Source organism: Myceligenerans pegani (assembly GCF_014892515.1).
GTDB classification, from domain to species: domain Bacteria; phylum Actinomycetota; class Actinomycetes; order Actinomycetales; family Cellulomonadaceae; genus Myceligenerans; species Myceligenerans pegani.
Genome location: NZ_JADBGR010000057.1, coordinates 41,195 through 55,802 on the forward strand (window position 1 = coordinate 41,195; position 14,608 = coordinate 55,802).

Genomic DNA, 14,608 nt, shown 5'->3' on the forward strand with positions numbered 1-14,608 from the left:
GTTCAGACGAACCGCTGCTGGAAGGCCTCCGTCAGGCTCGGCCCCTGCTCGCCCACCCTCCACACGCTCCAGCCGTCGGCCGTGTACGACCCGGAGGCCGCCGTCGCCGCCGTGTCGGGGTGGCGGTACTGGCCGCCGTCGGCGAGCTCGATCACGCCGTTCGGGTGGAGGACCGCCTCGTGGTGCTGGTTGCGGCGGGGCCGGGACCAGACGATGCGCGTCGGCGCACCGAAGCTGCGGGCCAGCGCCTCCAGGTCCGGGTCCTCCTCCTCGTCGAACAGGCCGGGCGTGTTCGCGCGGATGCTCTCGTCCGACGGGACGGGAGGGATCTGCGCCTCGGGAGCCTGCCCCGGGAAGGGAGGCTGCGCGGAGGGCGCAGGCGGCAGGTAGCCCGCCTGCGGGTCCGGGTACTCCGGCTGCCCGATCGCCCCGGCCTGCGGCGGGCCGAAGCTCGGGTCCGCGGACCAGTCGTACACCTGCTCCTGCCCGGCGGCACCGGCGAACGCGGCTTCCTGACCGTACCCGGCGTCCGGCGTGTATCCGGACTCCTGCCACTGGCTGTCGATGACGGGAGGCTCGAACGGCGCCGAGTCGATCGGCCCGACGGCACCGCTCGGGTGCCCTGACTCGAACGACGGGAAGACCGGCTCCTGGGCCGCGGACGCGGGCGGAGAGGCGAACGGCTCTGCCGGGGCCGACGACACCGGGGCGGAATACCCGCCGTCCGGGTACGGTGCCGGCTGCCAGAGATTCTCCTCCGCGGGCGCGGCGGACAGGCCCGGGGCGGGCGCCTCGGCCGCGGGGGGCGGCGGCACCGGGGAGTGCGCGGTGAACGCTCCGCCCGCCAGGGCCGGCGCGTCGTCGCCGAAGAGTGGGGCAGGGCCGGGTTCGGGCAGGTCGGGGACCTGCGGGGCCGAGTCGATCGGTGCCGGCGACGGCGCGGAGTCCTCGGCGAGCGCGGCAGGCCGCTCGTCCGGCGCCGACGCGAACCGGTCCTTGCGCGAGCGCCGTCGCACCGGGGCCTGCGCCGGCTTCGGGACGCGTGGAAGCGTGTCCGACGACGGCGCCGACGGGTCGGGCTCGCCGGCGGGCGCCGGCGCCGGGGCGGGCATCGGGACCGGCGCGGAGGCCTGGGGCGACGGGCTCGGGGCGTCCCGGCCGGGGCGTCCCGAGGAGAGCGGCATGGGCGTGGACCCGCTCGACGGTGCCGCCGCGTCCCGCTCGGCCATCGCGCGCCGCGCGGAGCGGCTCGGGGGGAGGGGACGGCCGTTGTCGGAACCCGGCGCGTTCTCCGCGCCCGTCGCCGACGGCGTCTCACCGCCCCGGGCGAGCGACCGACGCAGCCCGCGGGCCGGATTCTTGCCCCGGCCCGCCACCGGGGCCGGCGTCGGCTCCGAGATCGGCGGCCTCGCGGACTCGGCCGGGCCGACCGGCGACTGACGGGCCGGCCTCGACTCGTGCGCGACCACGGGCAGCTTCCCCGTGAGCGCGTACCCGACCTTGACGCCCTCGGCGAAGGGGTCGGCGTCCGCGCTCTGCGAGCGTGAGGTGAACATCGGCGCGGATGCGACGGGTTCGGGCGTCACGTGCTCCGGTTCGTTCCCCCGGGTGATCGAGCCCCGATCTGCCTGGCGGGGCGACGGCAACCCCGGGGGGACGTGGATGACCAGGGGGGACACGTCGAGGAAGCGGCGTCCGTCGTCGGACTTGACCACGTCCATCTTCAGCACCTCCACCGGCATGGTGGGCTGGCGGAGGAAGTCGACGGCGTTGAGGATCTCCTGGGGCGCGTTCTGGCAGATGATGATGAGGCGCGCGCCGCTCCCGCCCCCCGTGCTGCTCGATTTCGTGATCGGGACGCTGTCGTAGAACTCGGCGACGTCGTGCGCGAAGCTGTGCTGCCCGCCGTGGTACCGCGCGGCCAGCTCGCCCCGCGTGAGGCGGCCGGCGGCGCCGGCGTGGTCGAGAGCGCGGGTCAGCGTCGACTTGTCGAGGTCCCCGACCAGTTCCACCACGACCGGCAGGCCGGAGGCGTCGAGCGCCAGGAGGTGTGGCTCGTCGGGCCCGGAGCCCTGGGCGACCGGGAACACCTGCTCGCCGAGGAGGCCGTCGATGTGCGACTCGACCACGCGATGCGCGGAGGTGTGGACACCCGGCTCGCCACCGGCGCCGTTCCCCGAGCTCTGCACGAGGAAGGGCCGCGTGGCGTCGACCTCGAACAGTGGCATAGCGGCGTTCCCCCGGATCCTCGGCCATGGTCCCGATGACCACGGTCCGCTAGATCTTACGGCGCGTGCTGTGGTGACTTGAAACACGTCTCGGTGAAGGTCCCGTGACTCTTGTCACCACCGTGCGGCGCTCGTAACTCCTGGACCATGGCCCCGTCGTCGCGATGCTATGCCCTCGGTTCCGGGCACGCTCCTGCCGACCGTGAACCTGCTGAGTCGGCGCGCGTGGTGCCGATGCGCGCGGTGTCGACACCGCCGCGTCGGTGCCCGCCGTGCGGACGCTCGCCGTGCCGACGTCCGCCGTGCCGACGTCCGCCGTGCCGACGTCCGCCGTGCCGCCCGGCATGCAGGTACCGGGCGGCACGACGGGGTCCTGCGGGGCGAGAGCCGTCAGCCCTGCTGGGCGGCCGCCATCGCGGCTTCGCTCTCCGGGGTGCTGGCGTCGAACATCCAGGAGATGCCGAACTTGTCCTTGAGCTGCCCGTAGAAGTCCCCCCAGGGGGCCTTCTCGAACGGCATGACGTCGCTCGCGCCGTCGGACAGCTTGTCGAACGCCGCGGCGATGTACTCGTGCTCGGCGGAGGAGCCGGTCAGCGCGACGGTGACGCCCGACGTCGGGGCCACGTAGGGCGGCATGCCCGCGACGTCCGGGGAGTCGGCGGCCATGAGGGTGAGGCCGTTCGGTGCGTCGAGCTGGCCGTGCATCACGAGGTTCCCGTCCACGTCGTCCATGCCGGGCATCGGCATGTCGCCGAACGCGCTGATGTTCAGGTCACCGCCGAGCACGGACTGGTAGAACTCGAGCGCTTCCCGGGCCTCTGTCCGGAAGCTGAGATAGGGATTGAGCTTGGTCATGGTCGTCTCCTCGGGCCGCCGGTGTCCGACGGCGTCGTGCGGATGCGGGCGGACCGGCGGAGCCCTGCCTCGGCGCTGCGGCCGATCCAGTTCCACGGTAGGACGGGACACTGACATCGACGAGCGGAGCAGGGCGAGCAGAGCGCACGACGAGCAGAGCGCACGACGAACGGAACGGGGACGACCCGCCGGTGCGACCGCCTACTCGCCGCCCCGCCGCGCCGCGAGGAACTCTCCGACGATCGGGGCGAGCTGGTCGCCCTCCACGAGGAAGCCGTCGTGGCCGTAGTCGCTGGTGATGATCCGCAGCGGGTCCGCCCCCGGGATGCCACGCACGAGCCGGGCCGACTGCTCGGGCGGGAACAGCCGGTCCGAGTCCACGGCGACCACCAGCGCCCGCGCGGTGATCCCCGACAGGGCGAGCTCCACGCCGCCCCGGTCCCGGCCCAGGTCGTGGGAGTTCATCGACTCCGTGAGCACCAGGTACGAGTTCGCGTCGAACCGCCGCGCGAGCTTGTCCCCGTGGTGGTCCAGGTAGGACTGCACGGCGAACCGTCCGCCGTCGAACGGGTTCTCGCCGCCCTGCGGCAGGCGCCCGAACCGCGTGTCGAGCTCGGACGAGGTGCGGTAGGTGGCGTGCGCGATCTGCCGTGCGATGGCCAGGCCGCGGTGCGGGCCCGCGTCGTCCGGGGCGTCGTAGTAGTCGCCGCCGCGGAAGCCCGCGTCGGCGCGGATCGCCGCGAGCTGCGGGTGCGACCAGGCGATCTGGTCGCCACCGACCTGCGCCGTCGTCGCGATCGCGGCCACGTTCCGCACCTCGATGCCCGCCTCCGGGCCCTGGATCGCCCACTCGAGCGCCCGCAGGCCACCCATCGAGCCGCCGATTACCAGTTCCCAGCCGTCGATGCCGAGTTCCCGGGCCAGCGCCACCTCGACCGCGACCTGGTCGCGCGTGGTGACGAAGGGGAAGCGCCCGCCCCAGGGCTGCCCGTCGGGCGCCGTGGACGCGGGACCCGTCGTGCCCTGACAGCCGCCCAGGGCATTCGGCGCGACGACGAAGTACCGGTCGGTGTCGATGGGCCGCCCCGGGCCGACGAGGTCCTGCCACCAGCCGGCCGTGACGTGCCCCGGACCGGCCTCGCCCGTCACGTGGCTGTCGCCGGTGAGCGCGTGCAGCACGAGGACGGCGTTGGACCCGTCGGCCGCGAGCTCGCCCCAGGTCTCGTAGGAGACCCGCACCGCGGGCAGACGGCCGCCGGCCTCGAGGTCGAAGGCGCCGAGGTCGGCGAACCGCCGACGCCCCGGATCGTCGCCCTCACGCCAGGCGCCGCTCGCCGGGACCGGTGCCTGGCCGGGCTTGCGCGGCGGGGCCGACGGCGCGCTCAGGCCGGTCGCGAAGGGCGGGAACGGCACGTCGATCTCGGGGCCGGGGACGGCGGGGACGTGGTGTGCCTCGATCGTCAAGGGACTCTCCTGCGGCTCTCGTGCGGGGGTGGGGATGCGTGGGTGCGCACGCCCGCGAGCGTCAGGGGTGCGCTGGAGTCAGCGGCACATTCGACGAGTCATGCCGCGCACGTTATCGCGCCGCCGCCTCACGGAGAAAGCAGTGGCCGCATGCTGAGACCAGCATTCGAGACCACCATCCGAGACGCGTCCGGCTCGGTCGCGAGGTCACGTGTCCCGCTCTGTCGGCGACGTCCGACGAGAGAGTTTTCGGCGTGCGAGATCGGAGAAGTCGGGTGAGCCTGATGGCAGTGAAGGTTATGTGCAAGGCGACACGCCGTCGTACACAAGACATGCGCAGTGGTCGGGCGTCATGTGCTGTGTGACCTGAGCAGGGGGTTGAGCATGGCCTCGGAGTTGGTGAGCACGAAACCCGGAGCGATCCGGGACGCGGTGGTCTGGTGGGTTCGCGGGAGTGGTCGCCGTGTGCGGGTCGGACCTGTGGGCTGGCGCGTGCTCGCGGTGCTCGTCCTCGTGATCGCCCTGGTCTACCCGTGGGGTCCGGTCGCGACGGCCGACGACGTCGCGCCGCCCGCCGGCCCGACGGAGCGGGAGGCGGTCGAGGCCCGCGACGCCGTACGGGCCGGCGAGCTCGACGTCGCCCAGGCCGAGGCCGCCCTGGCCGGCCTGCGCCAGGAGCTGGAGGACGCGCGGATCCGCGTGCAGTCCGCGGCGGCGGACCACGAGGACGCGGTCGCCGCCCTGGACGCCGCCGAGGCCGAGGTCCGGCAGGCCCGCGAGGCCGCGGAGCGAGCCGGGAACGCCGAGGCGAAGGCGCGTGCCGGGCTCGCCGCGGTGTACCGGGCCGCGCAGCGCTCGGGTGGTGCCACGGACGCGCTCGGACCGCTCGAGGTGGTGCTCGAGGCCGAGGACGTCGACGACCTGATCGGGCAGGATGCCGCCGAGCGGGCCGTCCGCCGCAAGCTGGCCGCGGCGCTGGCGCAGTACTCGGACGCTCGGGCGGTCTCGGAGTCCGCCGACGCCCGGTGGTCGGCGGCCCGTCAGGCGCGCGCCGCCGCGAAGGCGCAGGCGGAGGCGGCGTACGAGGCGGCGCAGCGGGCCGTCGTCGACCTGGCCGAGCGTACCGAGGCCGCCGAGCGGGACCGGACGCTCCTGGTCGAACGCCTCGCGGACCTGCGGAACACGAGCATCCGGATCGAGCGCGAGCGCGAGGAGGCTCGGGCCGCGGCCGCGCTGGCGGAGCGCGAGGCCGCGGCACGTGCGGCGCTGGAGGCGGCACAGGCGGAGGCCGGGGCCGCGGGCGGGCTCCCGGAGGGCGGCGAGGACGCCGGAGGCGATCGGGCGGCGGGCGGAGCGCCGGGATCCGAGCCTGACCCGGGCTCGGGTTCCGCGTCGGATCCCGGCCCCGGCGGAGGCATCGCCCCCGAGCCGGAGCCCGGGCCGCCCGCGCCCGAGCCGCCGGCGCCCGGCCCGTCGGGTTCCTGGTCCGGCACCGCCGCGCAGGGTGAGGCGGCGGTCGCCTGGGCGCGGACCAAGATCGGCTCGCCGTACGAGCTGGGTGCCGAGGGGCCGACGTCGTACGACTGCTCCGGTCTCACGTCCGAGGCGTGGGAGTTCGCGGGCCGGTGGATCACCCGGACGTCGCGGTCGCAGTACCTCGCGGTGGCCAAGATCGGATACGAGGAACTGCGACCGGGCGACCTGATCTTCTACGGATCGGACCCGGCGGACCCGCAGAGCATCTACCACGTGGCGATGTACAGCGGAGACGGCCGCATGATCGAGGCCGTCATGCCGGGCGTCTCCCTCCGGGAGACGGACCTGCGCCTCTCGGGGGCGATGCCCTGGGCGGGGCGCCCATAGAGGTCGCGCAGGTGAGCGACCTCTAGTGCTTGTAGTAGCCCGTCTCCTTGGCGCGCTGGAACGAACGCTCGATCTCGGCCTCCGCCTCGGCGCGCCCCGTCCAGTGGGCGCCCTCGACGGACTTACCCGGCTCCAGGTCCTTGTAGACCTCGAAGAAGTGCTGGATCTCGAGGCGGTGGAAGTCCGAGACGTCGTCGATGTCCTGGCGCCAGGCGGCACGCTGGTCACCCGTCGGCACACACAGCACCTTGTCGTCGCCGCCGGCCTCGTCGCGCATGCGGAACATGCCGAGCGCGCGGCACTTGATCAGGCAACCCGGGAAGGTGGGCTCCTCCAGGAGGACCAAGGCGTCCAGCGGGTCGCCGTCCTCACCGAGCGTCCCCTCGATGAAACCGTAGTCGTCCGGGTAGCGCGTGGACGTGAAGAGCATGCGGTCGAGGCGGATGCGTCCGGTCTCGTGATCCACCTCGTACTTGTTCCGCTGACCCTTGGGGATCTCGATCGTGACGTCGAACTCCACGCCTCGTGCTCCACTTCTTCGGATGGGTCGCCCCAGGCAATGGCGCCCCGGTGCGGCTGGCTGGCACGGCAGCGGGGCCGCGCCCGTCCAGTCTGCCATGGCAAGGTGTTCCGACCGGTCCGAGGGGCGAACATGTGGCGAGTCCCACTCGCCGGATTCGGCATAATGCGGGCGGGGTACGCGGGCCCGGTGCGAGCTTTGCTTCCCCTAGGCTTGGCTGTGGGTTCAGCATGACGATGAGGGGAAGCCGATGACCAGGTCAGCGCGGCCGGGTACCGCGGTCGTGGTGCTGCTGGGGCTGCTCGGGGGATACCTCGCGTTCGACGCGTTCGACGTCGTCCCCGGAATGCTGACCACTGCCGAGCCGTGGCCCGAGGCCGAACCCTTCCCGACGGCTCCCGGCGCCGTCGAGGTCCCGCCTCCCGGGACGGTCTTCCCGGTGCTCCCCCAGTCCGCGCCCGTGCCGGACGCGGAGGCCGTCCAGGGCCGGGTGACCGATCTCGTCGGGGACAAGCGCCTCGGCTCGCGGGTCGGCGTCGTCGTGGCCGACGCCATCACCGGTGAGACGCTCGGTTCCGCGGACGAGGACCGACTCATGACCCCCGCCTCGGCGCAGAAGATCCTCACCGGCGTCGCGGCGCTGTCGTCGCCCCTGGCGGACCGCACGCTCGCCACCACCGTCGTCCGTAGCGAGGACACCGTCACGCTCGTGGGCGGCGGCGACATCATGCTGGCCGCGGGCAAGGGCAGGCCGACCGAGGTGAACGGGCACGCCGGACTCGCCGACCTGGCCGACCAGGTGGCCGGTGCGCTCGAGGCAGAGGGCATGCGGAAGGTCCGGCTCGCGATCGACGACACCCTGTTCACCGGACCCGGCGTCGCACCGGCGGTGCCGAAGGCCAACATGGCGTACATCGGGGCAGCCGCCCCGCTCGGCGTGAACATCGGCCTCGCCGGCGACTCCTACAGCCCCAGTGGCCCCTGGGTCGCGGATCCGGCGAAGCGCGCCGGCGAGATCTTCGCCGGGCACCTGCGCGAGCGCGGGATCGACGTCACCGGCGTCGCCCGGGGCACGGCACCGGAGAACGCCGAGAAGATCGGCGAGGTGCGGTCCGCTCCCGTCTCCGAGATCACCGAGTTCTTCCTGCACACGTCCAACAACACGATGACCGAGGTGGTCTGCCGCCTGGTGGCCGTCGAGGCGGGCGAGCCGGGCTCCAACGAGGCCGCGACGCAGGCGGTCGTCGACGCCGTCCAAGGGCTCGGTGTCGACCTCGAGGGGGCCGACCTCAAGGACTGCTCGGGCCTCGGCGACGGCTCGCGGCTCAGCGCGAGGCAGCTGACCGACGTCGTCGAGCTCACGATCGACCCCGCGCACCCCCGGCTCCGCGACGTCGCCGTCGGGATGCCGGTCGGCGGGCTGAACGGCACCCTGAACGACCGGTTCCGCGGCGACAACCCCGCGCGCGGACTCGTGCGGGCCAAGACGGGAAGCCTGAGCAAGACCCGCGCGCTCGCGGGCACCGTCGTCACCGCGGACCAGCGCCAGCTCGTGTTCGTCGTGCTCGCGGACTCGATCCCCGACTACGCCGAGGGGGCCGTGCCGATCTACGACGACTTCGTCGGCTCCCTCGCGGCCTACTCCGCATCCTCCTGAGAGCATCCGGCTCCCCGGCGTGGTCGGCCGGTCGTCGAGCGGTCGGTCGGTTGTCGCGAAGTCGGTCCCTCGGTCGGCCGACTTCGCGACGACCGACCGGCCACAGCGCGCGCGACCCGTCCGTGTCCGGCGCCGTGCTCCGTATCACCTACGGTGGAGCGGTGAAGCCCATCGCGCACGCGTCGTCGACGGCCGCCGCCCAGCCCGCCGTCGACTGGTCCGCGGCCGCTCGCATCGCGGGCCGGCTCGCCCCGCCGGGCCCGATCGCCCCGCACCAGCGGTTGCACGACCTGGTCGGCGGGCTGCGCGAGGCCGCGGGGGCCGCGGTCGGGCACGTGCAGGAGGTCACGCGCATGTCGCCCGCAGGCGACGCCGCGTCCGTCGTGGTCGTGGACCGCGCCTCCTGGGCGCGGGCGAACACGCAGTCGATGTCCACGATGGTCGACGGGATCCAGGACGTCGTCCCGCCGTCCCTCGGACCGATCGTCCAGGTGGCCGGAGCCGCCGAGGTGGGCGCCGTGCTCGCGCTGCTCAGCGGGCGCGTGCTCGGCCAGTTCGACCCGTACCTGCCCGGAGGAGGCCCCGGCCGCCTCCTCCTCGTGGCGCCGAACCTGCTCCAGGCCGAGACCTCGATGGGCGTCCCGGCCCGCGACTTCCGGCTGTGGGTGTGCCTGCACGAGCAGACCCACGCCTGGCAGTTCGCCGCCGCCCCGTGGCTCGCGGACGACCTGCGCGACCGCACCCGGGGCCTCGTCACGGAGCTGACCCGCACGTCGGCCGAGCTCGCGAAGGCGAGCATCGACCGCAAGATCGCGGTCGTCGGCAGGGCGGTCCTCGACGCGCTGCGCGGCCGGGGCGACACTCTCGTGGACGGCTTCCTCACCCCCGCCCAGAAGGACACCCTCGCCGACATCACCGCCGTCATGGCCCTGCTCGAAGGGCACGCGGACGTGATGATGGACGCCGTCGGGCCGTCCGTGGTGCCGTCCGTGCGGCGCATTCGCGCCCGGTTCGATCGACGGCGCGACGGCGAGGGCAGGCCCGCGTTCGACGTCGTGCTCCGGCGGCTCCTCGGCATGGACGCGAAGCTGGCCCAGTACCGCGACGGGGCGGCGTTCGTGCGGGCCGTGGAGCGCACCGTGGGTCGCGAGGGCCTCAACGCCGTCTGGGCCGCACCGGCGAACCTGCCGGACGCCCGAGAGATCTCGGACCCCCGGGCCTGGGTCCGGCGCGTCCACGGGTGAGTGGTCGTGGCGCGGGTCGAGTCGGCCGTGAGGCGGGCGCGGGGCGCCGTGCGGGACGTTCTCGCCGGGCTGCCCGCCGGGTCGCTGGTGCTCGTGGCCTGCTCCGGCGGGGCCGACAGCCTGGCGCTCGCAGCCGCGCTCGCGTACGAGGCGCCTCGCGTGGGGCGGTCGGTGCGGGCCCGGGCGCACGGGGTGCGCGCCGGGGCCGTCGTCGTCGACCACGGCCTGCAGGAGGGGTCCGACGACGTCGCCGCGCGGGCCGCCGAACAGTGCCGTGACCTGGGACTGGATCCCGTGGTGGTGCGGCGGACCACCCCGGGCGGGCGTGTGGGGCAGGGAGTGCCCGGTACGGGCCCGGAACCGGCCGTGCCGGTCGCGATGCGGGGTCCCGCGCCGGACGGGGACCAGGACGTGGACACGGAGTCGGGCACGGACGTGGGGACGGCCGCGGGCGCGCGGGTGAACACCGGGCCCGAGGCCGCCGCGAGGGAGGCCCGGTACGCGGTGCTGGAGCAGGTTGCGGCCGAGACGGGGGCGGACCTCGTGCTGCTCGGCCACACCCTGGACGACCAGGCCGAACAGGTGCTGCTCGGGCTCGCGCGGGGGGCGGGGGCGAGGTCGCTGGCGGGGATGCCGGCGGAGCGGGGGAGGTACCGGCGGCCGTTCCTCGGGCTGCGGCGGACGGAGACCGAGGCGGTGTGCGCGGCGTCGGGCCTGGACTACTGGGTGGATCCGACCAACCTCGTGCCGAGCCCGGATCAGGCCGACCGCCCGGGCGGCGGGCCTGCCGCCCAGGCCGGACCCGCCGGGGCCGCCGGGCCCGCCACCACCGCGGGAGACGCCGGCGCGGCACCCTTGCGGTCGCAGGTCCGCGGGATCGTGATGCCGGTGCTGGAGGACGTGCTCGGACCCGGGGTCGCGGAGGCGCTGGCCCGCAGCGCGGCCCAGCTCCGCGACGACGCCGACGCGCTCGAGACGCTGGCGGCGGAGCTCCTGGCCCGGGCCCGCGTCGCCTTCGCGGACGAGGGCGAGAACGAGCCGCATGGTCGGGAGGTTTCCGCGTGGTCGGTCGATCACTTGCCCGACCACACGGAAACCCGCCGACCACAGGCCGGGACCGCGGCCGAGGGGAGGGACAGCGTTGTGCTCGACGTCACCGTGCTTGCCGGCGCGCCCGCGGCCGTGCGGCGTCGGGCGCTGCGGCTCGCGGCGCACGAGGTCGCGGCGGCACCCACGACGGCGCGGCACATCGACGCGCTGGACGCGCTCGTCGTCGGATGGAGCGGGCAGGGGCCCGCGCACCTCCCCGGTGGCGCACGGGCGGAGCGCTCGTGTGGCAGGCTTTTCCTGCGCCGAGAGCGTGCGTAGATCACCAACCCTGGAGCGAGCAGTGGACCAGTCCGACGTCGGCACCGACCTCGAGAAGATCCTCCTCAGCGAGGAGGACCTCGGCAAGAAGCTGGACGAGATGGCGGCGAAGATCGACGAGGACTACGCGGGCCGGGACCTGCTCCTCGTCGGCGTCCTGAAGGGCGCCATCATGGTGATGGCCGACCTGTCGCGGCGCCTGCACCATCCGATCACCATGGACTGGATGGCGGTGTCGAGCTACGGCTCGGGCACGAAGTCGTCCGGCGTCGTGCGCATCCTCAAGGACCTGGACTCGGATCTCAGCGGGCGGAACGTGCTCATCGTCGAGGACATCATCGACTCGGGCCTGACGCTCTCCTGGCTCGTGTCGAACCTGAGGTCGCGCGGCCCGCAGTCGGTGGAGATCGCGGCGATGCTGCGCAAGCCGGACGCCGCACAGGCCGACGTCGACGTGAAGTACCTGGGGTACGACATCCCGAACGAGTTCGTGGTGGGATACGGCCTCGACTACGCCGAGAACTATCGGAACCTGCCGTTCGTTGCCACCCTGGCGCCCCACGTCTACAGCGGCTGACGAGGGCGACGCAGTGGCGGCTCACACAGCGCCGGCCGGGCGCTTCGCGTGAGCGCTTCGTGCTCTCGGTGAAACGCCGCGGGAACCCACAGGGTTCCCGTGTAGTTTCTAGAGTACACAGCTGCCTCTCGGCGAAAGTGCACAGTTACCCCTAGTGGAGGGATGCGGGGCCGCGCCCCGTCACCGATGAACATCAAGAAGTTTCTGAGCGGGCCGATCATCTGGGTGATCCTTGCCCTTGTCGTGCTCTCGCTGGCACTGACCTCTCTGCTGCAACCCCAGGTCTCGCGCATCACCACGGCCCAGGGCCTGGAACTGCTCCAGGGCGACACGGTCACCCGTGCGCTGATCGTCGACGGCGAGCAGCGGGTCGAGCTCGAGCTCTCCGAGGACTTCACGGCCAAGGAGGGCGAGCAGCAGGAGGAGGTCGAGCACGGGAAGAGCGTCGAGTTCTTCTACGTGGAGCCGCAGGGCGAGGAGATCGTCGACGCGGTCAAGGGGGCGGACCCGGAACTCGGCTACAACTCCGAGGTGCCGCAACCCAGCTTCTGGGGCTCGATGTTCTCGGTGCTGATCCCGTTCCTCGTGATCGGCCTGTTGTTCTGGTTCCTGCTGTCCCGGATGCAGGGCGGCGGCAACCGCGTCATGGGCTTCGGCAAGTCGAAGGCCAAGCTGATCAGCAAGGACATGCCCCAGGTGACGTTCGCCGACGTCGCGGGCGTGGACGAGGCCGTCGAGGAGCTCCAGGAGATCAAGGAGTTCCTGCAGGAGCCCGCCAAGTTCCAGGCGGTCGGCGCGAAGATCCCCAAGGGCGTGCTCCTCTACGGCCCGCCCGGCACCGGCAAGACCCTCATCGCGCGCGCCGTGGCGGGCGAGGCGGGCGTGCCCTTCTACTCCATCTCGGGCTCGGACTTCGTCGAGATGTTCGTCGGCGTGGGCGCCTCCCGCGTGCGTGACCTGTTCGAGCAGGCGAAGCAGAACTCCCCAGCGATCATCTTCGTGGACGAGATCGACGCCGTCGGCCGCCACCGCGGCGCCGGCATGGGTGGCGGGCACGACGAGCGCGAGCAGACGCTCAACCAGATGCTCGTCGAGATGGACGGCTTCGACGTCAAGACGAACGTCATCCTCATCGCCGCGACGAACCGCCCCGACATCCTCGACCCCGCGCTGCTGCGCCCGGGCCGCTTCGACCGGCAGGTCTCCGTCGAGGCACCGGATCTCAAGGGCCGCGAGGCGATCCTGAAGGTGCACGCCGCGGGCAAGCCGATGGTGGAGGAGGTCGACCTCAACGCCGTCGCCCGCCGCACGCCGGGCTTCACCGGCGCCGACCTGGCCAACGTGCTCAACGAGGCGGCGCTTCTCACCGCGCGCAGCGGCGCCCAGCTCATCGACGACCGCGCCCTGGACGAGGCCATCGACCGCGTGGTCGCCGGCCCGCAGAAGCGCACCCGGGTGATGAACGACAAGGAGCAGCGGATCACCGCGTACCACGAGGGCGGGCACGCGCTGGTCGCGGCCGCCATGCGGTACACCGACCCGGTGACCAAGGTGACGATCCTGCCGCGCGGGCGCGCGCTCGGCTACACGATGGTCATGCCCACGGAGGACAAGTACTCCGTCACGCGGAACGAGCTGCTGGACCAGCTCGCCTACGCGATGGGCGGCCGGGTGGCCGAGGAGATCGTCTTCCACGACCCGACGACGGGCGCCGGGAACGACATCGAGAAGGCGACCGGCACCGCCCGCAAGATGGTCACCGAGTACGGCATGAGCGAGCGTGTCGGCGCGATCAAGCTCGGCTCCGGCAACGGCGAGCCGTTCCTGGGGCGCGACTACGGTCACGAGCGTGACTACTCGGAGGCCGTGGCGGGCATCGTCGACGAGGAGGTGCGCCGGTTCATCGAGGCGGCGCACGACGAGGCGTGGGAGGTGCTCACCGAGTACCGCGACGTCCTCGACGACCTCGTGCTGCGCCTCCTGGAGAAGGAGACGCTGAACCAGAAGGAGCTCGAGGAGGTCTTCGCCCCGGTGCGCAAGCGCGAGGCCCGCGACATCTGGCTCTCGAGCGAGCAGCGCACCGTGCACACGCGCGGCCCCGTGGCCATGCCCGAGAAGGCGGCGCGGAACGGCCTGTCCGCCACGAGCGAGTCCGGCGTGGTGCAGGACCAGGCGCCCGACGGCCCGGCGGTCTCGGGATGACTTCCGGTCCGATCTCCCCGGTGACCGCGGTCGGGCGGAGTGCGGCGGACGTCCCGCCGTACGACGCCGCCCGCGCGGAGGCCGCCGTCCGGGAGCTCCTGATCGCGGTGGGCGAGGATCCGGATCGCGAGGGCCTGAAGGACACCCCGGCGCGCGTGGCGCGAGCCTATGCGGAGACCTTCGCCGGCCTGCGACAGGAGCCGGAGGACGTGCTCACCACGACGTTCGACCTCGGGCACGAGGAGATGGTCCTGGTCAAGGACATCGAGGTGTACTCGACGTGCGAGCACCACCTGGTGCCCTTCCACGGTGTCGCGCACGTGGGTTACATCCCGAACGAGAACGGCGCGATCACGGGACTGAGCAAGCTGGCGCGGCTGGTGGAGGTGTTCGCCCGGCGCCCCCAGGTGCAGGAGCGGATGACCAGCCAGATCGCCGACTCGCTGATGAAGATCCTCGAGCCGCGCGGCGTGATCGTCGTCGTGGAGTGCGAGCACCTGTGCATGTCGATGCGCGGTGTGCGGAAACCGGGGTCGCGGACCGTCACGTCGGCGGTCCGCGGTCAGATGCGCGACGCCGTGACGCGCGCCGAGGCGATGAGCCTGATCATCGGGAAGTGACGATGGGCGC

At 73.1% G+C, this 14,608-nt stretch carries 11 protein-coding genes; 7 read left to right on the forward strand and 4 right to left on the reverse strand.

Annotation, left to right across the window (positions count from 1 at the left end):
- Positions 1 to 2: 2 nt before the first annotated feature.
- The 3 genes from IIE03_RS26330 to metX form a co-directional block, all read right to left on the reverse strand.
- Entirely contained in the window at positions 3 to 2,228 is a 2,226-nt protein-coding gene (locus IIE03_RS26330) for a restriction system modified-DNA reader domain-containing protein (RefSeq protein ID WP_192861720.1), read from the reverse strand.
- A gap of 390 nt (positions 2,229 to 2,618) precedes the next feature.
- Positions 2,619 to 3,083 carry a VOC family protein gene (locus tag IIE03_RS05400; protein WP_192861721.1) on the reverse strand — a complete coding sequence of 155 codons (465 nt, stop codon included), beginning with the start codon at positions 3,081 to 3,083 and terminating at the stop codon, positions 2,619 to 2,621.
- Between the two features lie 201 nt (positions 3,084 to 3,284).
- Positions 3,285 to 4,469 (reverse strand): homoserine O-acetyltransferase MetX, encoded by a 1,185-nt coding sequence (metX, locus tag IIE03_RS05405; RefSeq protein WP_225997318.1) that lies wholly within the window; start codon positions 4,467 to 4,469, stop codon positions 3,285 to 3,287.
- Between the two features lie 477 nt (positions 4,470 to 4,946).
- Here metX and IIE03_RS05410 point away from each other — a divergent pair, with 477 nt between their 5' ends.
- A complete protein-coding gene (locus tag IIE03_RS05410; protein ID WP_192861722.1) occupies positions 4,947 to 6,410 on the forward strand; it encodes a C40 family peptidase in 1,464 nt (487 codons plus the stop codon).
- Positions 6,411 to 6,432: 22 nt separating this feature from the next.
- Here the strand turns inward: IIE03_RS05410 and IIE03_RS05415 are convergent, their stop codons facing one another.
- Positions 6,433 to 6,930, reverse strand: coding sequence for an inorganic diphosphatase (locus tag IIE03_RS05415; RefSeq protein ID WP_123813025.1), 498 nt, complete (start codon positions 6,928 to 6,930; stop codon positions 6,433 to 6,435).
- A 250-nt stretch (positions 6,931 to 7,180) separates the two neighbouring features.
- On the opposite strand from IIE03_RS05415, the gene dacB reads away from it, so the two are divergent.
- The 6 genes from dacB (at position 7,181) to folE (ending at position 14,598) form a co-directional block, all read left to right on the forward strand.
- Positions 7,181 to 8,587, forward strand: coding sequence for a D-alanyl-D-alanine carboxypeptidase/D-alanyl-D-alanine endopeptidase (dacB, locus tag IIE03_RS05420; RefSeq protein ID WP_192861723.1), 1,407 nt, complete (start codon positions 7,181 to 7,183; stop codon positions 8,585 to 8,587).
- 161 nt (positions 8,588 to 8,748) lie between these two features.
- A complete protein-coding gene (locus IIE03_RS05425) occupies positions 8,749 to 9,831 on the forward strand; it encodes a zinc-dependent metalloprotease (protein ID WP_318842816.1) in 1,083 nt (360 codons plus the stop codon).
- Positions 9,832 to 9,837: 6 nt separating this feature from the next.
- Positions 9,838 to 11,199 (forward strand): tRNA lysidine(34) synthetase, encoded by a 1,362-nt coding sequence (locus IIE03_RS05430; RefSeq protein WP_192861724.1) that lies wholly within the window; start codon positions 9,838 to 9,840, stop codon positions 11,197 to 11,199.
- A 22-nt stretch (positions 11,200 to 11,221) separates the two neighbouring features.
- Positions 11,222 to 11,776 carry a hypoxanthine phosphoribosyltransferase gene (gene hpt / locus IIE03_RS05435; protein ID WP_192861725.1) on the forward strand — a complete coding sequence of 185 codons (555 nt, stop codon included), beginning with the start codon at positions 11,222 to 11,224 and terminating at the stop codon, positions 11,774 to 11,776.
- A 186-nt stretch (positions 11,777 to 11,962) separates the two neighbouring features.
- Positions 11,963 to 13,978 carry an ATP-dependent zinc metalloprotease FtsH gene (gene ftsH, locus IIE03_RS05440; RefSeq protein ID WP_192861726.1) on the forward strand — a complete coding sequence of 672 codons (2,016 nt, stop codon included), beginning with the start codon at positions 11,963 to 11,965 and terminating at the stop codon, positions 13,976 to 13,978.
- Complete coding sequence (folE, locus tag IIE03_RS05445; RefSeq protein ID WP_192861727.1) at positions 13,975 to 14,598, forward strand: GTP cyclohydrolase I FolE; 624 nt, start codon at positions 13,975 to 13,977, stop codon at positions 14,596 to 14,598. Before ftsH ends, folE begins: the two co-directional genes overlap by 4 nt.
- The last annotated feature ends 10 nt before the right edge of the window (positions 14,599 to 14,608 follow it).